The organism is Pseudomonas sp. StFLB209, assembly GCF_000829415.1.
Lineage (GTDB): Bacteria > Pseudomonadota > Gammaproteobacteria > Pseudomonadales > Pseudomonadaceae > Aquipseudomonas.
Genome location: NZ_AP014637.1, coordinates 3,514,186 through 3,532,430, shown reverse-complemented (window position 1 = coordinate 3,532,430; position 18,245 = coordinate 3,514,186). Strand labels below are relative to the sequence as shown.

Below are 18,245 nucleotides of genomic sequence, written 5' to 3'. Positions count from 1 at the left end.
GTTTGCGTTTTTCCTGATGAGAGGCTGCTCTGTCGGCGACAGTTTCTACAGGCTGTATGAGCTGCACCCGATTCCCGCCTGACGGGATTGTCACTTCCAATCCGGAATTAGCCGATTGCCGTCCCCGTCATTTTTTCACACCCTGATTGCAGTCCATTTCTATCCAAAAACAATCAAGGAAATGCAAAAAATGAAAGTATTCATCACCGGTGCCACCGGTCGCGTGGGCAGCCAGGTTGCCAGGGCTTTGACCGCTCGCGGCCACACGATCAGCACCGTTGTACTGCCGGGCGACCCCAATCTTGCCAAGGCTCAGGTAGCGGGTATCGAGTGCATTACCGGCAACCTCGCCGATCGTGATGCCGTGCGTCAGGCCATGGAAGGCGCTGAGGCGGTGTTCCATCTTGCGGCACTGATCTCGTTTCGTACTGAAGATCGCGACCGTCTTTGGCAGGCCAATGTCACTGGAAGCTACAACGTGTTCGACGCCGCCGCACAGCAAGCGGCGGTGCGTCCGGTGCGGCTGATCTTTGCCTCCAGCGACCAGGTGTACCCCACGCGCTTTGCCCGTTACCGCCCGGTCGATGAAAATCACCCGCGTGAGCCGTACAGTTTCTACGGCATGACCAAGCTGCTGGGCCAGGACATGCTGGACTTCTTTGCCCGTACCACCGCGAACCTCAAGGTCAGCACCGCAGTGTTTTCGCACATCGAAGCGGCGGCCGAGGTCATCGACCCGAACGGCGAATACTCGCGTCCGGCGTTCTCGTTACAGGGTCGGATTGATTCGCTGCGCGCCGCCAGCAGCCACAATGCCAACTCTGCCGCCAGCGATGTGCAACGCCTGCTAGATATCCTCGAACCCTTGGCCGACGACGACAACCCGCTGCTGCTGGCCCGCGATGCCGATGGTAATGCCCACACCCAGGAACTCACCGACGTACGCGATATCGTCGATGCGCTACTGCTGATGCTGGATAAGCCAGCAGCCATCGGCGAAACCTTCAACCTGGCGCCACCGAGCCTGGTAGGCCTGGACACTTTCATTCCTTACCTAGCCAACGCCACTGGCCGTCGTTATGTCGAAGCCAGCCTGCCTGCCGATCTGGGCCAACCGCACAGTACGGCCGCCAAAGCTCGTGCCCTACTCGGCTGGGTGCCTCGCTACACCCTGTTCGATATGGTCGACGAAGCCGTCGCAGCGCAGAACCAATAACTCGTCCCGCTTCATCCAAAACGCACGCAGGCTCCCGCGAGCTTGCGTGTGCCTGCACAGGCGAACTTCAATGGAAAAAAATAAAAGCCGGTACCGTTGGTTCATCGTAACCATGCTGTTCATTGCCATGGTTATCAACTACATGGACCGTGCCGCACTTTCGGTGGCCATGCCCTTCATAACCAAGAGCTTCGAGCTGACCCCGGCAGAAAAAGGCTTGGTATTCAGCGGTTTCTTCGTCGGCTACGCCGCGTTCAACTTCATCGGCGGTTACCTGGCCGACAAGTACGGGCCCAAACGGGTGTTTCTCTACGCCATGTGCATCTGGTCCGGACTCTGTGCCATGACCGCCATGGCGTACAGCTTCTGGACGCTGCTAATCGTGCGAGCGCTGTTTGGAGTGGGTGAAGGTCCGGTACCAACCACAGCCAACAAGGTCGTCAACAACTGGTTTCCGATCCGTGAACGCGCCCGCGCCGTGGGCATCAACCAGGCGGGAGGGCCATTGGGCGGTGCGTTGGCCGGTCCAGTCATCGGATTTCTGGCCATTTCGCTTGGCTGGCAATGGTCGTTCGTGATTGTCGGTGCCATCGGCGTGCTTTGGGCCGTGGCCTGGAAGTTCATCGCCACCGATAACCCGGCCGACCATCCAAAGGTCAGCGCCGAAGAACTCGCCGACATCCAGGCCGGCCGCGAGGTCACGGCCAATGTCGACGACCAGCCTGCCAACAAGCCCAGCCTGCTGTCGGTGCTGCTGCGGCCCTCGGTACTGTGCACCGGTTTCTCACTGTTTTGCTACAACTACACGCTGTACTTTTTCATGACTTGGTTCCCCAGCTACCTCATCGACACCAAGGGCGTCAGCCTGCAGCAAATGAGCTGGATCAGCGCGTTCCCATGGCTGGTCGGTGCCTGCGGCATGGCCGCCGGGGGCTTTCTGATCGACCGCATTTACCAGAAAACCGGTCGGCAGTTGTTCTCGCGCAAAATAGTGCTGGTGACCTGCCTCACCGTGGCGGCGCTGTGCATCGCCATGAGCGGGCGTGCCGAGTCCATCGAGCTGGTCGTCGTGTTCATGTCAGTGGCCATCGGTTTTCTGATGCTCACCGCATCAGCCTACTGGGCGCTGATCCAGGACACTGTTCCAGGCTACTACGTGGGCACTGCCGGCGGGCTGATGCACGGTATGGGCAACTGCGCCGGCCTGTTCGCACCGACACTCACCGGCTTGATCATTCAGGCTACCGGAACCTACAGCGCGGCGTTTGTCGTGACCGGTGTACTGGGAGTGTGTGGCGCGCTGGCGGTCGGGTTGTTTGTGCGAGAGCAACACGAAAATCGTGATCGGCCCTCGGTGAGCACTTGTTGAGCCTGTCGCCGGAGCCACTTGAGCCGCTCGGCACACGACCACCCGTCGCCCCACATGGCACCCTCGCCCCGCTTACGCAGCCGAATCGTTGGTGATCAACAAAAAGGAGTACCACCATGAAATTGATTCGGCCTCACCAACTGGCCCTGGCTCTGTGCCTGGGCGTTATCACTCCCCTGAGCTTTGCCGCCACCAACACCGACGGCACGACCACCAGCCCATCCGGCACCACGGCTAACCCCGGCATGTCGCAAGACAGCGGCAACCCCAGTGGCGCCACCACCCCCGGCACCAACTCTGGTGGCAACGGCGGGATGAGCGGCAGCAGCGGCAACGGCGGTCAATCAAGCGGTACCCAAAGCGGCAGCGGTTCGACCGGCAGTGGCACCAGCGGCAGCACCGGTGAAGCGAGTGGCGCAGGCAGTGCCGGCCCAGGTGGCGCCAGTGGTGCCGGTGGCTCCAGCGGCGGCGGCTCTGGAGGTGCTGGCGGCGGCGGTGGCGCAGGTGGCGGTAGCTGACGCCTATACCGTAGCCGCTTTAGCGGCAGTACTGTTCGGTTAAGTATCACAAATCTCTGTGGGAGCAGCCGGCCTCTGCGCTACCAAGGTCGCTCCCACAGAGATATTTTCCCGGCTAAAGCGGATCGCCGTCCGGCCGCTCCTACGCCACTCGGGTCAGGTAATCGATGAACAACCGAAACAGGTCAGCGTTGTTGGATATTTCTAGGCGCTGGTAGATGTTGTGCTTGTGCACCTTTACCGTTCCTTCCGAAATCCCCAGCACCGCCGCGATGGACGAACTGCTATGGCCCTGCAGGATCAGCTTGGCAATGTAGCGCTGGGTTTCAGTCAGTTGCCCTTGAAGAATCTCCATAAAAGCATCTTCTGACTTGGCGTCGCTAGGGTCGCTGGCTTTGCAGCTGTCGCTGTAGCGGATCCGGCAGTGCAGCTCGAACAATGAGTTGATCAACGGTGCCAGCGCCTCTAGGGCACGCATTTCCCAAAGCTGAAACGGGCCACCGCTGAGGTTGCGCATCAGCGAATAGACGATGGCAACACGCGGCTGCAGAGGGATGATGAAGCCGATTTCTTCGATCAGCGTGCCGTGCCCGGACGATACACAGGGATGGATGTCCTGAGAGATGGAAAACCCTGAAGAAAAAAAGCAATCCGGCGCCAGCTCACTCATGCGCCATAGCCCGGCCGGGTGGTCGTTTATGCAAGCCACGTAGAACGGGTCAAGCAAATAGCCGCCACGGATATAGGCGTTGAGAGTGCGTTGCGGTACGCACTGGTTGTAGCCGTCGTGCACCAATACAGCGTTGTGGTTGAAGCGAAACAGGTACACGCAGCTCATGTCGAAATCGAGCCATTGGCGTAATAGTGAATCGATTGCCGGACCGAGCCGATCGGTGCCTACCGCGTTGATCAGGGGGGCCAGCCGCTGTGCATCATCGGCGTTTATGCTTGCCATGCTCATGTCCGGAAAATCCTTGCTGCGCACCCTCTGCGGGCAAGATACCCCAAAATGGTACGTAACCGCTCAGCGGTGAATATAAGGGGCCGACGCAGGTGCGCCGGCCCTTATAGCACTTTATTGGCGTGGGTCAGGACAGACCGGGGGCTGCACTGAAGCGGCGCTCGGACTCATCCTGTTGACCCAGCTCGATCGCCTTGGGCACCGCCAACCACCAAGCAAGGCCCATGCCGATCACGCCGCCCACCAGCTTGCCGATAATCAGCGGCAGGATAATCGAGGGCTGGAAGTTGGCTGAATAGGCCAAGTGGTCACCAAAGGTGAACGCCGCGCACACGGCAAAAGCCACCACCAGTACCTTGTCTTTGGGCGGCATGTCGGCCAGCAGACGGAACATGGCCAGGATATTGGCCGACGCGGCAAGAATCCCCGCAGCGCCCACCGGCGACAGCCCTACCCGACCGGCGACCTTCTCAATCGGACCTGACAGGTAGCGCTTGATCAGCCATACCATGGGGAAAGCGCCACAGAGCATGATGCTCACGTAACCGGCGATTTCCAGTGCACGCATCTGGTCCTCTTTATCGGCGATGATCGGCGCAAAACCCCAGCGACCGAAGGTCGAGCTGAAGAAGCCGGTGAAGTACTCGACAATCGAGGCCACCAGCACCAGGGTCACCAACGCATACATCAGTTGGCCGAGCTTGAGGAAGATCGCCACCATCAGGTTCGGCAGGTAACGCAAGGCAGCGGCCAGGGCGCAACAGAACAGGATCAGCGGCATCAGGTTCTGGATCAGCCCCGTCAGCGTGAAGTGCAACGCCTGAGTCGGTATACCGGTGGTGGCAATGTCCGGGCGCACGTTCAGGCCCATGCCCTGCATCAGCAGGGCAATCATGATGATGCTGACCGGGATGCTCAGCAGCCCAGCCATAATGCCCAGCGCCATGTATTTGTGGTCGCGCTTGTCGAGCATCGCCAGGCCCACCGGGATCACGAAAATCACCGTCGAGCCGCATTGAAAGCCGGTAATCAGCCCGACTATCCAGCCTTCGGGGCTGCTCGACAACGCCTGGGCCAGTTGATAACCGCCCAGGTCTGCGGCAATGAAAATCGGCCCGGCAATCCCAGCATCGGCGCCCATGGCCTGGAACACTGGCGCGATGAACACGCTGATGAACTGTGAAATATAAGGGATGGCGGCCATGATCCCGGCCACCGGCAAGAAGATCGGGCCGATGCTGTTAATGCCGGCGGTAAACTCCTTGCCCAGCTCCGACTCGGGGTTGTAGATCGATGCGATGGCGCCGATCACGGCGCAGACCATGATCAGGTAAATGACATAAGTGCCGATGTTTTCCATTGCTGCCTCTTCTATTGTAAGAGTTTGTTTTGGCAGGAATTTTCAGTGCAGCGTTGCAGCTCTTTTTATTCTGGTGCGCGGTTCAGATCGCGGTGTAGCCGTTGTCGACGAACAGGTGAGTGCCATTGACGAAGCTCGACTCGTCGCTGGCCAGAAACAGCGCAGCGGCAGCCACTTCGGCCGGGGCGCACAGGCGGCCCTGCATGCTGGCGATGGCTTGCTCGGAGACATCCACACCATGGCCCTGCAGCAGCTCGATTTCGCGCAGGCCATGGGCCGTGCCGATAAAGCCTGGGCATACCGCATTGCTGCGGATATTGCGGTCGCGATACTCCACGGCAATCGCGCGGGCAAACATGTGGCAGGCGCCCTTGGTGGTGCAGTAGGCGACTTCCATCGGCGTGCCGACCACCGCCGAGATGGACGAGGTGCAGACGATGCTGCCGCCACCCGCCGCAAGCATGCCGGGCAGTACCGCCTTGGTGACCAGGAACATGCCTTTGACGTTGATGCCCATCAGCCGGTCCCAATCGGCTTCGGTGGTTTCCAGAAACGGACCGGCAGCAATGGTGCCGGCGTGGTTCATCAACACGGTGACCGGACCGAAATGCGCCTCGGCCTGGCGCACGGCGCGCTCGACCTGCGCGGCATTGGCAACGTCGGCGGCAAAGAAATACGCAGTACCGCCCGCCTCGTTGATCCGCGCGGCAACGGCTTCACCATCGCTGCCCGGCAGATCGAGAATCGCCACCTTGGCGCCCTCTTTGGCAAACAGCTCTGACGCGGCCAGCCCGCAACCGCCTGCGCCGCCAGTAATCAGCGCGACCTTGCCTTGCAATCGACCCATTTCGTTTTTCTCCTGGTTGCAGATGTAACTTGAGATTTCCAAGGCTCAAGCTATGACCGGCAGCAGCAGGAGTCCATATACCGAGCGGTATATGCGCAATTAACCTTTTGTTTTAAAAAGGATTTTTGTCGAAAAAGACAGGGAATAAATCAGCTCGCTTCGGGGCTGAAGCCCCTCCTACGGGCTGGGGCTGCTGAGGTCTGGGCTAGACCTGGGCCAGAATCGCATCCAGCAAGCCGGGAAAGCGCTCGCTCATTTCGTCTTTGCGCAATGAGTTCATGTGCGTAGTACCGACATTGCGGGTGTGCACCAGGCCGGCATCGCGCAGCACGCGAAAGTGATGGGACATGCTGGATTTAGGGCGGCCGCCGTCCAGTTCACCGCAACTGGCCTCTTCAACGCCCGCCAGGCAGCGGACAATTTGCATGCGCACCGGGTCGCTCAACGCGTAGAGCACACGTTCGAGGGTGAAGTCCTGAAGGATGGGGTGTTTGAAGCTTCTCATAGGGCGGCATCATAACGGGGGGCTTCAACATTCGCCATATTTCGAATACTATCGAACTATCGTATTAACAATTGTACCGACTGTAACGGAGTTTTCCATGACCGCCCTGTTCGAACCCTTCAGCCTTAAAGACGTGACCCTGCGCAATCGCATCGCCATTCCCCCGATGTGCCAATACACCGCCGAAGAAGGCGTGGTTAACGACTGGCACCATGTGCATCTGGCCGGTATGGCGCGTGGTGGTGCCGGCCTGGTGGTGGTCGAAGCCACTGCGGTGGCGCCCGAAGGCCGTATTACCCCAGGTTGTGCCGGTATCTGGACCGACGAGCAGGCGCAGGCATTCATTCCGGCGGTCAAAGCGATCAAGGCGGCTGGCTCCGTGCCCGGCATCCAGATTGCCCACGCCGGTCGCAAGGCCAGCGCCAATCGCCCGTGGGAAGGTGATGACCATATCGCAGCAAACGATCCACGCGGCTGGCAGACCATTGCCCCGTCGGCCATCGCTTTCGGCCACCACCTGCCGAAAGTGCCACGCGAGATGACCCTCTCGGACATCCAGCGAGTCAAGCAGGACTTCGTCGATGCCGCCCGTCGTGCCCGTGACGCAGGCTTTGAATGGATCGAACTGCACTTCGCCCACGGCTATCTGGGCCAGAGCTTTTTCTCCGAACACAGCAACCAGCGCACGGATGCTTACGGCGGCAGCTTCGATAACCGCAGCCGCTTCCTGCTCGAGACCTTGGCGGCCGTGCGTGAAGTGTGGCCAGAGAACCTGCCGCTGACCGCGCGTTTCGGCGTGCTGGAATACGACGGCCGTGACGAACAGACCCTCACCGAGTCCATCGAGCTGGCGCGCCGGTTCAAGGCCGGCGGCCTGGATCTGCTGAGTGTCAGTGTCGGCTTCACCATTGCAGAAACCAACATTCCGTGGGGTCCGGCATTCATGGGGCCGATTGCCGAGCGGGTCCGCCGCGAAGCCGGTATTGCGGTGACCTCGGCTTGGGGCTTTGGCACCCCGCAACTGGCCAACGAAGCCGTGAAGGCCGGTCATCTGGATCTGGTCTCGGTGGGCCGTGCGCACCTGGCCGACCCGCACTGGAGCTACTTCGCCGCCAAGGAACTGGGCGTGGACAACGCCTCCTGGACCCTGCCGGCGCCGTATGCCCACTGGCTTGAGCGTTATCGCTGAGTAACCGGCGCGGTTGCTTGCCAGCGATCAGCGGCGCTGGCTGGCGCTGCTGCGAAACTGCTGCACCAGCCCGTGCAGGCGGGTGCTCAGTTGCAGGACCTGGCTGGCACGGCCACGGTTGTTGCCGCTGGCCTCGACATTGCGCTCCGCCGCCCGGCGAATGCTGCCAATGTTGTGATTGATTGCCTCGGTGCGGCGGCTCTGCTCGTGCATGGTCGCTGCCACCTGGGCATTCATGCGGGCGATGGCTTCGACCCGCAAACCGATATCGCGCAACGCATCAGTCGCCTGGCTGGCCTGGCCGACACTGGCCGCCGCCTGTTCGCGGCTGCTGCCCATCACGCTGACGGCGCTCAGTACCTTGCTGCGCAACCCCTCGATCATATGATGAATATCCATGGTCGATTGCTGGGTACGCGCGGCCAGACCGCGGACTTCGTCGGCGACCACCGCAAAACCGCGGCCCTGATCACCGGCCCGCGCCGCTTCGATGGCGGCATTGAGGGCCAATAGATTGGTCTGTTCGGCAATGCCACCAATCACATCCAGGACCGTGGCAATCTCGCTGCTATGGCTTTGCAAGTGATTGACCACTTCGACCGCCTGCTGGATGTCCGCTTCCAGGCTGGCAATCGATTCACAGGTGCGCGCCACGATGCGCTGCCCGCACAGGGTCGCCTCACCGGCCTGGCTGGCCAGCGTGGCGGCGCTCTGCTCATGACCGGCCACTTGCAGGGTACTGCTGGCCACGGCATTGACCAGCTCCGCCACCTGATCGGTCTCGGCCTGCTGTTGCACCGACAACGCATTGCCGGCATCGATTTCATCGAGCAGCCCCTGGGTTTGCTCACCGACCTTTTGCGAGGCATCAGCGATACGGCCGATCACTGCGCCGGTTTCGTTGCGTAGCATGCGCAAAGCAAATTCGATCTGGCCAAGCTCGTCACTGCGACCGGTGTAGAGCAACTGACTGACCGGATTATCGGTCAGGGCCTGGGCGTGCTGCGCCAGTTGCTGCACCGGCCTCAAAATACTGCCCACCCCGAGCATGGCCAAGGCACTGCACAGACCGCCCAGCACCAGTACGCTGCTGGGCGGCAACGCCAACGCCCAACCTGCGGCCACGGCCCCGCTGCCGATCAAGGCTCCCACTCGGGCCATTGAGCGACGGCGAAAACCGCCTGCACGCAGCACCACCGGTCCATTGCGCAACCGCTCATACAGCCGCTCGGCAGCTTGCCAGTGCGCGGTTTCAGGCTTGCTGCGCACCGACTGGTATTCGACGATCTGGCCATTACGCAGGATCGGCGTCACATAGGCACTGACCCAGTAATAGTCGCCGTTCTTGCAGCGGTTCTTGACCAGTCCCATCCATGAGCGGCCACTGCCCAGGGTTTGCCACATGTGTTTGAACACCGGCGCGGGCATGTCCGGGTGCCGCACGATGTTGTGCGGCTGCCCGAGCAGTTCTGCTTCGGTGAAGCCACTGATCTCGACGAATTCGCCATTCACATAGCTGATACGGCTTTTGCCATTGGTGGTGGAAAGAATATTGGCGTCGGCAGCAAGTTCGATATGACGGCCGCCGGCTGGCAGTTCAGAGGGCATGAGGCGTTCCTTGAGACAGGGATTTCAGAGCCTCCCTACCCATCAGGCAGCGCGGCGCAGGCCGACGTTCTACCTGCTCGCCATAGTGGCCAGTTGACGCACATCAACCCCGCCACAAATTTTTGACTCCACGCCGACCAAACGTCTTCTCGCCCTCAAACCCGCTATTTATTTGACGGCGCAAAGCCGTCACCTGAGCGCTGACGGCTCGCGACGGCTGCCCAGACGGCTGAGCCATACCGAGGCAATGATCACCCCGCCGCCGATCAGTAACCGGGTGTAGTCCTGGTCCTGATTCCAGATCAGCAGGTTAATCAACAGCCCCAGCGGCACATGCAGATTGCCCATCGCTGCCAGGCTGGCAACCGGCACCAGGCACGCGCCTTTGTTCCACCAGTACATGGCCAGCGCCGTGGAACACAGGCCAAGGAACACCAGCACCCACCATTGCTGCCCCGCATCGGGCAGCTTTTGCAGATTGCCGAACGCCAGGCAGGCCGGCAGCACTACCAGCAGTGCGCCGACAAAGAAATAGCCGAAGCGCCGGTAATCGGGCAGATCACTGGGGTAACGAGCGACCAGATGCTTGTACAGCACCTGCCCGGCGGCATAGGTGAAGTTGGCCAATTGCAGCAGTAGAAAACCGCCGAAAAATTCGCCGTCCAGGCCGTCGTAGCGAATGACCCCGGCCCCCAATACCGCAACCAGTGCGGCCAACAATGCCCAAGGGTTGAAACGCCGGTTCAGGGCATCTTCGATCAGGGTCACATGCAACGGGGTCAGGATGGTGAACAGCAACACTTCCGGCACCGTCAACACCCTGAAACTCAGGTACAGGCATACGTAGGTAATGCCGAACTGCAGGGCACCGATCAGCAGCATGCCGCGCATGAAGCCCGGTTCGACCTGGCGCCAGCGGGTCAGCGGGATGAACACCAGCCCGGCCAGCAGCACGCGGATCAGCACGGCGACATAGCTGTCGACATGCCCGGCCAGATACACACCGATCAGGCTGAAAGAGAGCGCCTGAATCAGCGCGACGGTAAATAGATAACCCATGATTGCCCCTTGTAGACCGGTGGCGACCATAGCGGGTCAGGCGAGGCACTGTCCAGACGAGCACCAACGTGAGCCATGTAGCAGCGGCGGGCGGTGATCCGCATCAGCCGCGAAAGCCTGTGAAAGCTTCGCAGCTGAAGCTGCTCCTACAGAGGCTCCTTGTTGGCGGTATGACAGCGTGGTATCAGGCCACTTCGGCCAGCTTGGCCAGTGCCTGGTTCAAGCCTTTTTCGCTGAACTCACCACCCATGTTCAAACCTTCGGCGTGGATGAACGTCACTTCATGGATGCCGATGAAGCCCAGCACCTGGCGCAGGTAGGGTTCCTGATGGTCCATGGCGCCGCCGGTGTACAGGCCACCACGGGCGGTGAGGACCACAGCGCGTTTGCCGGTCAGCAGACCCTGCGGGCCGGTCTCGCCGTATTTGAAGGTCACACCGGCACGCAACACATGGTCGAACCAGGCTTTCAGGGTGCTGGGGATGGCGAAGTTGTACATCGGTGCGGCAAGCACCAGTACATCGGCAGCGACCAATTCATCAGTCAGCAGGTTGGAGCGCTCAAGGGCGGCCTGCTCGCTGGCATCACGCTGATCATCGGGCTTCATCCAGCCACCGAGCAAGGTGGCGTCCAGGTGTGGCGCTGGCTCGACGGCCAGGTCACGGACGCTGATAGCGTCCTGTGGGTGGGCGGCCTTCCATTGCTCGATGAACTGCCGGGTCAACTGGCGGGATACCGAGCCTTCCTGGCGAGCGCTGCTTTCGATGATCAGTACGCGAGACATGGTTTGTGCTCCTTGAAGTCATATTTGATGTGATGGAGCACAGCTTAATCATCGACTCATCCGTTAAAAAGCGCAAAAAATTGCTACGACCAATCGAATATTTTGCTTGATTGCTTTACGCTGCCGGTTCGCATTCCAGCTTGACCCGCAGCTTGATGATGCTGCGATTGAATTTCGACACCACGTTGAGACTTTGCCCGGCCTTGACCTCGACACGGCGGACACGCGGCGCTTCCGGGCCATTGATGAATTCCACCCGGCAACGCGCGTCGACCTGGCCATAGTTGTCCAGGGTCAGCGACCCGGTGTCGTGGTAGGTGTCGTGGCTGCGGTAATCGACCTGCACCCCGGGCGTGCTTTTCTGCACTTCGATGGGATAGGCCAGCGCGGCAGTCGGCAGCATGGCCAGCACAACGCAACAGATTCGGTTCATCGGGCAGTCTCCTTACTCAGGGGTGCCTCTAAAAACGTAGGCGAGGCAGTCAGCGCTAGGCGAAATCAGGCGAGAAAGCGGAGTTTACATGTTGTAAATGAGCATTTTGATCGGACTCGCGCACGAGCCTGATTTCAACAACGCGATGGCCACGCAGGTAGTTTTTAGAGGTGTCCCGGTGATGACCGGACAATAAACAGGAGCAACAGCCGATGAAAGCCCCCCGCGTCACTCTTGATCAATGGCGCACCCTGCAAGCTGTGGTCGACCACGGCGGCTTCGCCCAGGCAGCAGAAGCCATGCACCGCTCGCAATCGTCGGTGAGCTACACCGTGGCGCGCATGCAGGAGCAACTGGGCGTGCCGCTACTGCGTATCGACGGGCGCAAGGCCGTGCTCACCGAGGCCGGCGGTGTGCTGCTGCGCCGCTCACGGCAACTGGTCAAGCAGGCCAGTCAGCTGGAAGACCTCGCTTACCACATGGAGCAGGGCTGGGAAGCCGAAGTACGGCTGGTGGTCGATGCGGCCTACCCCACCGCACGGATTGTCCGCGTGCTGAGCGCATTCATGCCGCAAAGCCGCGGCTGCCGGGTGCGCCTGCGTGAAGAGGTGTTGTCCGGGGTCGAAGAAGTGCTGCTCGAAGGGGTCGCAGACCTGGCGATCAGCGCGCTGAGCATTCCCGGTTATCTCGGCACGGAAATGAGCCGGGTCGAATTCGTTGCCGTGGCGCACCCTGAACACCCGCTGCATCAGGCCAATCGCGAGCTGACCTTTCAGGACCTGGAAAGCCAGTTACAAGTGGTGATCCGCGACTCGGGCCGCCAGCAGCCACGTGACGTCGGCTGGCTGGGCGCCGAACAGCGCTGGACCGTCGGCAGCCTGGGAACGGCAACGACCTTCGTCAGCAGCGGTCTGGGCTTTGCCTGGCTGCCCCGGCACATGATCCAGCGTGAACTGCGTGAAGGCGTCCTCAAACTGCTGCCGCTGGATAAAGGCGGCAATCGCAACCCGGCGTTCTATCTTTATTCTTCCAAAGACAAACCGCTGGGTCCGGCAACGCAAATTCTGATCGAGTTGATCCGTACCTTTGATACCGCGCCGCTGGATGCGCCATTCGCGGCCCCACCCCAAGCCTGACAGGAGTCACGCATGGCCTTTTTTGAACACGACGGTTGTCCACTGCACTACGAGGAGTACGGCCAGGGCAGCCCGGTGCTGCTGCTTCACGGTCTGGGCTCCAGCGGCCTGGACTGGGAATACCAGATCCCGGCGCTGGCCGCCCAGCACCGGGTCATCACCCTGGACATTCGCGGTCACGGCCGCTCCGACAAACCCCGCGAGCGTTACAGCATCAAGGGCTTCAGCGCCGATGTCGAAGCCCTGATCGAGCACCTGCACCTGGAACCGGTGCATGTGGTGGGCCTGTCGATGGGCGGCATGATCGGCTTTCAACTGGCAGTGGATCATCCGCAATGGCTTAGAAGCCTGTGCATCGTCAACAGCGGCCCGCAGGTCAAAGTGCGCAGCGCCAATGAGGTGTGGCAGTGGTTCAAGCGCTGGAGCCTGGCACGCCTGCTGAGCATGCAGGCCCTCGGCCAGGCGCTGGGCAAACTGCTGTTCCCGCGCCCTGACCAGGCCGATCTGCGGCGCAAGATTGCCGAGCGTTGGGCACGCAACGACAAGCGCGCCTACCTGGCCAGTTTTGACGCGATTGTTGGCTGGGGCGTGCAGGAACGCTTGTCGCGCATCAACTGCCCGACCCTGGTGATCAGCGGCGACCGTGATTACACCCCGGTGGCAGTCAAGCAGGCTTACGTGAAGCTGATCCGCAATGCCCGGCTGGTGGTCATCGAAAACTCCCGGCATGCCACACCGCTGGATCAGCCCGAGGCATTCAACCGTACCCTGCTGCAATTCATTGCCGCACAGGAAGTCTGAGGCAAGGCTCGCACTGGTGTTTACCTGGCTAGCTGTGGTTTGCTAGCCGACCTCAGTCGCAACCACCACCGAAGGACTCACTGCATTATGTTCAAGACTCTCGCCCTCGCCGCCTGCACCGTGATGTTCTCGGCCAACCTGATGGCAGCCGAGCCAGCCAAGAGGACGCACGTGGTGCTCGACACCAGCTTCGGCCAGATCGAACTGGAATTGGCCGACGACAAAGCGCCGATCAGCACCAAGAACTTTCTGAGTTACGTCGACAGCAATTTTTACAGCAACACGGTTTTCCACCGGGTGATTCCCGGCTTCATGATTCAGGGCGGTGGTTTCACCCAGCAACTGAGCCAGAAGTCGACCCAGGCGGCGATCAAGAACGAAGCCGACAACGGCCTGCACAACGTACGCGGCACCATTGCCATGGCCCGCACCAGCAGCGTGAACTCGGCCACCAGCCAGTTCTTTATCAACACCAATGACAACGCCATGCTCGACCACGGTGTGCGTGACTTCGGTTACGCGGTGTTCGGCAAGGTAGTCAAAGGCATGGACGTGGTCGACCAGATCGTCAATGCCCGTACCGCCAACCAGAAAGGCATGCAGAACGTGCCTGTCGACCCGATCCTGATCAAGTCCGCCAAGCGCGTGGAGTGATCGGGGGCCAGCCTGCCCTGCGGGGCAGGCCGGACGGGACCGCTTCCCACCCTCAAGGAGAGCCCGCTGCCGGCGGGAATCAGACCCCATGCTTTATCGTCGTTTCGAGCAATTAATCGACATCTTCCGGGACGATCCCGGTGCCGCACCGCCCAATCGGGTTCTGCCCTTCTATCTGCACTACCTGCGCCAGGTCTGGCCCAGCTTCGCCGCCCTGCTGGTCGTCGGCCTGGTGGTTTCGCTGATCGAAGTGGCGCTGTTCAGCTACCTGAGCAGGATCATCGACCTGGCACAGACCACCGCGCCTGGCGAGTTTTTCAGCGTACACCGTAACGAACTGCTCTGGATGGTGGTGGTCACCCTGCTGCTGCGACCGATCTTTGTCGCCCTCCATGACCTGTTGGTGCACCAGACCATCAGCCCCGGCATGACCAGCATGATCCGCTGGCAGAACCACCGCTATGTGCTCAAGCAGAGCATCAACTTCTTCCAGAACGACTTTGCCGGGCGTATCGCCCAACGCATCATGCAGACCGGCAACTCGCTGCGCGATTCGGCGGTGCAGGCCATGGACGCACTGTGGCACGTGCTGATCTACTCGATCAGCGCGCTGGTGCTGTTTGCCGAAGCCGACTGGCGGCTGGTGATCCCGCTGGTGCTGTGGATCGCTGCCTATGTCCTGGCGCTGCGGTACTTCGTGCCGAGGGTCAAACAGCGTTCAGTGGAAGCTTCCGATGCCCGCTCCAGACTGATGGGGCGTATCGTCGATGGCTACACCAACATCACCACCCTCAAGCTGTTCGCCCATACCAATCACGAACAGCGCTACGCCCAGGAAGCGATCCGCGAGAACACCGAGAAGGTCCAACTGGCCGGCCGCGTACTGACGGCCATGAACGTGACCATCACTGGCATGAACGGCCTGTTGATCGTCGGTACTACCGGTCTGGCATTGTGGCTGTGGACCCAGTCGCTGATCAGCATGGGGGCCATCGCTCTGGCCACGGGCCTGGTGATCCGTATCGTCAATATGTCGGGCTGGATCATGTGGGTGGTCAATGGCATTTTCGAGAACATCGGCACCGTGCAGGATGGTCTGGAAAGCATCTCGCAACCGGTGGCGGTCACCGATCGCCCGGATGCCCGGCAACTGCAGATTGGCCAGGGCGGCGTGAAGTTCGCTGCGGTCGATTTTCACTATGGCAACGGCCGGGGCATCCTCCATGGCCTGGATCTGGACATCAGGCCCGGCGAGAAGATTGGCCTGATCGGCCCGTCCGGTGCGGGCAAATCGACCCTGGTCAATCTGTTACTGCGTCTGTATGACGTACAAAGCGGGCGCATCCTGATCGACGGCCAGGACATTTGCGAGGTGACTCAGGAGAGCCTGCGTGCGCAGATCGGCATGATCACTCAGGACACCTCGCTGCTGCACCGTTCGATCCGCGACAACCTGCTGTACGGCAATCCCGGCGCCACGGATGAGCAACTCTGGGAAGCGGTGCACCGCGCCAAGGCTGATGAATTCATCCCGTTGCTGTCCGATGCCGAGGGGCGTACCGGCTTCGACGCGCATGTGGGTGAACGCGGCGTCAAGCTGTCTGGCGGCCAGCGTCAACGCATTGCGATTACCCGGGTGCTGCTCAAGGATGCGCCGATTCTGATTATGGACGAAGCCACCTCGGCGCTGGACTCGGAGGTTGAGGCGGCGATTCAGGAGAGCCTGGAAACCCTGATGCAGGGCAAGACCGTGATCGCCATTGCCCACCGCTTGTCGACCATCGCACGGATGGACCGCCTGGTGGTGCTGGATAAGGGGCGGATTGTCGAGATCGGCAACCATGCCGAGCTGCTGGCCAAGGGCGGGCTGTATGCGCGGTTGTGGCAGCACCAGACGGGCGGGTTTGTGGGGGTGGATTGATCCGCATCTGCGGCAAACGGCAGCTCGGGTGGGCGGCGGTCTTTTCCGGCCCACGCTCTCCCGAGCTGCGCTCGTGCCTGAAGATTTTGGTGTGGCAAGCCGGTCAATTATCGCGCGTGTTGAGCCGGCATTGGCCTTGCCCGACTTCGCGACGAAAGCTGTCGGCAGGCTTGCCGGTGCGAGTATCGATAATGCTGATCGCGCAATCTCCGGCCCTGAGCTGTTGGCTCACCCGGTAGGTGATTCCGGCAGCGGGGATGAAACTGCCCACGTTGGCGCAGTACTGCGAATAATAACCGTCCGTTTTTCTCAGCCCGCCCGATCCCAATACATTGATGAAAATGCGCCGGTCAGGTTTGAGCAGAAAGCGCGCGCCAGCACCTTCCTTGCGTTGCCCCAGGACACCTGTTTCCTCAGTGTCGGTGCAGCCCACGTCATAGAATGCCCAATAGGCCTCGAACCTGCTGAACAACAATTGACTATCACCCTCTTCAGCCTCTAGCACGGCATGAGGAGCATGAATGTCAGGTTGCGGATAATGCCCAACGCAACCAGTAAGTAATGCCGCAGCAAACGACATCCACAAAACTTTTTTCACAGCATCTCCCTGTATCGACTTGTCTCTCAGCGGTTCGCTCATTACGCCTGCCGATACGGCAGCGCGTTGCGGGCATCCTCGGCATAGGCCAGTACACCGACCCGCTCTTGCTCAAGAAAATCCGCCACAGCGTCTTTGAGTCCTGGATGCAGCAGGTAGTGCCAGGAATGAGTGATTTGGGGTTCGAAGCCGCGAATCAGTTTGTGCTCGCCCTGGGCACCTGCGTCAAAGCGTTGCAGGCCATGGGCGATGGCGTAGTCCATGCCCTGATAGAAGCAGGTTTCGAAATGCAGCCGGTCAAACTCGGCCAGGCAGCCCCAATAGCGACCATAGAAACTGTCGCCGCCGACCAGGCTGAAGGCCATGGCCACCGGGCGGTTGCCTTGCCGGGCCAGGACCACTCGAATCGCTTCGGGCATGCGCTCGGCCAACAGGCTGAAGAACTCGCGGGTCAGGTACGGCGTCTGGCGGCGCACGGCGTAAGTATTGGCGTAGCAGGCATAGACAAAATCCCATAGCGCCTCGCTCATCTGCGACCCGCTCAGCCATTCGAACTCAATGCCCTGCCCTGCCACTTGCTCACGTTCTTTGCGCATCTGTTTGCGCTTGCGAGAGCTCAGCGCATCGAGAAAATCCTGAAAATCCCGATAGCCGCGATTGTGCCAGTGGTACTGGCAGCCGTAGCGCTGTAGCCAGCCGTCCTGTTCGGCCAACAACGTATCGGCAGCCGGGTCGGTGAAGTTTACGTGGGCACTGGACAGCCCTTGGCCATGCAGATAACCCGGCAGCCCTTCGAGCAAGGTCATACCGGCCTGAGCGCTACTGGCAAGGATTCGTGCACCGCTGACCGGGCTGAACGGCACGGCGGCCAGCAGCTTGGGGTAATAGGCAATGCCCGCGCGGCGACAGGCATCGGCCCAGCCGTGATCGAACACGTACTCGCCATAGGAATGCCATTTGCGATAGGCCGGCATGGCTGCGACCAACTGCCCCGCCTGCTCATGCAACACATGCTCGGCACGCCAACCGGAATGGGCCCCCAGGCTGGCGCTGTCTTCCAGAGCGCTGAGAAAGGCGTGGCGTAAAAACGGCTGCTGATCTGGCAGCAAGGCATCCCAGTCAGCCGCAGAAACCGCGCTCAGGCTATCGACGACATGTACGGACATCTGCGGGTTCTCTCTGGCCAGTGGAGGTCGCCAGTATCACCGATTGCACGCCCGGTTTCCCAGAAAGACATTACCGACCGCTCTATTCCGGGCATCACAGCCCATCAAATGCAACGAGAT

At 60.7% G+C, this 18,245-nt stretch carries 18 protein-coding genes; 8 read left to right on the top strand and 10 right to left on the bottom strand.

All coding sequences use genetic code 11. The features are described 5' to 3' along the window. Positions 1-190 precede the first annotated feature (190 nt). From PSCI_RS15710 to PSCI_RS29445, 3 genes are all read left to right on the top strand, one after another. Positions 191-1,216 (top strand): NAD-dependent epimerase/dehydratase family protein, encoded by a 1,026-nt coding sequence (locus PSCI_RS15710; protein WP_045488590.1) that lies wholly within the window; start codon positions 191-193, stop codon positions 1,214-1,216. Positions 1,217-1,286: 70 nt separating this feature from the next. Next, positions 1,287-2,585: an MFS transporter gene (locus PSCI_RS15705; RefSeq protein WP_045488587.1), complete on the top strand. Its 1,299-nt coding sequence runs from the start codon at positions 1,287-1,289 to the stop codon at positions 2,583-2,585. Between the two features lie 116 nt (positions 2,586-2,701). After that, positions 2,702-3,103: a hypothetical protein gene (locus PSCI_RS29445; RefSeq protein ID WP_045488584.1), complete on the top strand. Its 402-nt coding sequence runs from the start codon at positions 2,702-2,704 to the stop codon at positions 3,101-3,103. A 142-nt stretch (positions 3,104-3,245) separates the two neighbouring features. Here the strand turns inward: PSCI_RS29445 and PSCI_RS15695 are convergent, their stop codons facing one another. The 4 genes from PSCI_RS15695 to PSCI_RS15680 form a co-directional block, all read right to left on the bottom strand. Next, on the bottom strand, positions 3,246-4,049 hold the full coding sequence (locus PSCI_RS15695; RefSeq protein ID WP_144403383.1) for a helix-turn-helix domain-containing protein: 804 nt from the start codon (positions 4,047-4,049) through the stop codon (positions 3,246-3,248). A 142-nt stretch (positions 4,050-4,191) separates the two neighbouring features. Continuing rightward, positions 4,192-5,424 (bottom strand): ethanolamine utilization protein EutH, encoded by a 1,233-nt coding sequence (gene eutH, locus PSCI_RS15690; protein ID WP_045488581.1) that lies wholly within the window; start codon positions 5,422-5,424, stop codon positions 4,192-4,194. 82 nt (positions 5,425-5,506) lie between these two features. Further along, complete coding sequence (locus PSCI_RS15685) at positions 5,507-6,271, bottom strand: SDR family NAD(P)-dependent oxidoreductase (RefSeq protein WP_045488578.1); 765 nt, start codon at positions 6,269-6,271, stop codon at positions 5,507-5,509. A gap of 205 nt (positions 6,272-6,476) precedes the next feature. Further along, on the bottom strand, positions 6,477-6,776 hold the full coding sequence (locus PSCI_RS15680) for an ArsR/SmtB family transcription factor (protein ID WP_045488575.1): 300 nt from the start codon (positions 6,774-6,776) through the stop codon (positions 6,477-6,479). A 97-nt stretch (positions 6,777-6,873) separates the two neighbouring features. Here PSCI_RS15680 and PSCI_RS15675 point away from each other — a divergent pair, with 97 nt between their 5' ends. Then, complete coding sequence (locus tag PSCI_RS15675) at positions 6,874-7,965, top strand: NADH:flavin oxidoreductase/NADH oxidase (RefSeq protein ID WP_045488572.1); 1,092 nt, start codon at positions 6,874-6,876, stop codon at positions 7,963-7,965. A 27-nt stretch (positions 7,966-7,992) separates the two neighbouring features. Here the strand turns inward: PSCI_RS15675 and PSCI_RS15670 are convergent, their stop codons facing one another. From PSCI_RS15670 to PSCI_RS15655, 4 genes are all read right to left on the bottom strand, one after another. After that, positions 7,993-9,573 (bottom strand): methyl-accepting chemotaxis protein, encoded by a 1,581-nt coding sequence (locus PSCI_RS15670; RefSeq protein WP_045488569.1) that lies wholly within the window; start codon positions 9,571-9,573, stop codon positions 7,993-7,995. Positions 9,574-9,762: 189 nt separating this feature from the next. After that, positions 9,763-10,632, bottom strand: a complete 870-nt coding sequence (locus PSCI_RS15665) for a carboxylate/amino acid/amine transporter (protein WP_045494418.1) — start codon at positions 10,630-10,632, stop codon at positions 9,763-9,765. Positions 10,633-10,816: 184 nt separating this feature from the next. Then, on the bottom strand, positions 10,817-11,416 hold the full coding sequence (locus tag PSCI_RS15660) for an FMN-dependent NADH-azoreductase (RefSeq protein WP_045488566.1): 600 nt from the start codon (positions 11,414-11,416) through the stop codon (positions 10,817-10,819). A gap of 115 nt (positions 11,417-11,531) precedes the next feature. Further along, positions 11,532-11,849 (bottom strand): hypothetical protein, encoded by a 318-nt coding sequence (locus PSCI_RS15655; RefSeq protein ID WP_045488563.1) that lies wholly within the window; start codon positions 11,847-11,849, stop codon positions 11,532-11,534. A 212-nt stretch (positions 11,850-12,061) separates the two neighbouring features. Between PSCI_RS15655 and PSCI_RS15650 the strand changes: the two genes are divergently transcribed. The 4 genes from PSCI_RS15650 to PSCI_RS15635 all read left to right on the top strand — a co-directional run bounded on the left by PSCI_RS15650 (position 12,062) and on the right by PSCI_RS15635 (position 16,361). Continuing rightward, positions 12,062-12,985 (top strand): LysR family transcriptional regulator, encoded by a 924-nt coding sequence (locus PSCI_RS15650; RefSeq protein ID WP_045488560.1) that lies wholly within the window; start codon positions 12,062-12,064, stop codon positions 12,983-12,985. Positions 12,986-12,997: 12 nt separating this feature from the next. Further along, the gene (locus PSCI_RS15645) at positions 12,998-13,786 is read left to right on the top strand and encodes an alpha/beta fold hydrolase (RefSeq protein ID WP_045488557.1); all 789 of its coding nucleotides are present in this window, start codon (positions 12,998-13,000) and stop codon (positions 13,784-13,786) included. Positions 13,787-13,873: 87 nt separating this feature from the next. Beyond that, positions 13,874-14,440, top strand: coding sequence for a peptidylprolyl isomerase (locus PSCI_RS15640; protein WP_045488555.1), 567 nt, complete (start codon positions 13,874-13,876; stop codon positions 14,438-14,440). 88 nt (positions 14,441-14,528) lie between these two features. Beyond that, positions 14,529-16,361, top strand: coding sequence for an ABC transporter ATP-binding protein (locus PSCI_RS15635; protein WP_045488552.1), 1,833 nt, complete (start codon positions 14,529-14,531; stop codon positions 16,359-16,361). A gap of 103 nt (positions 16,362-16,464) precedes the next feature. Here PSCI_RS15635 and PSCI_RS15630 read toward each other — a convergent pair whose 3' ends face one another. Continuing rightward, positions 16,465-17,001 (bottom strand): hypothetical protein, encoded by a 537-nt coding sequence (locus tag PSCI_RS15630; RefSeq protein WP_144403261.1) that lies wholly within the window; start codon positions 16,999-17,001, stop codon positions 16,465-16,467. Continuing rightward, on the bottom strand, positions 17,001-18,125 hold the full coding sequence (locus PSCI_RS15625) for a GNAT family N-acetyltransferase (RefSeq protein ID WP_045488549.1): 1,125 nt from the start codon (positions 18,123-18,125) through the stop codon (positions 17,001-17,003). Before PSCI_RS15625 ends, PSCI_RS15630 begins: the two co-directional genes overlap by 1 nt. Positions 18,126-18,245: the final 120 nt, after the last annotated feature.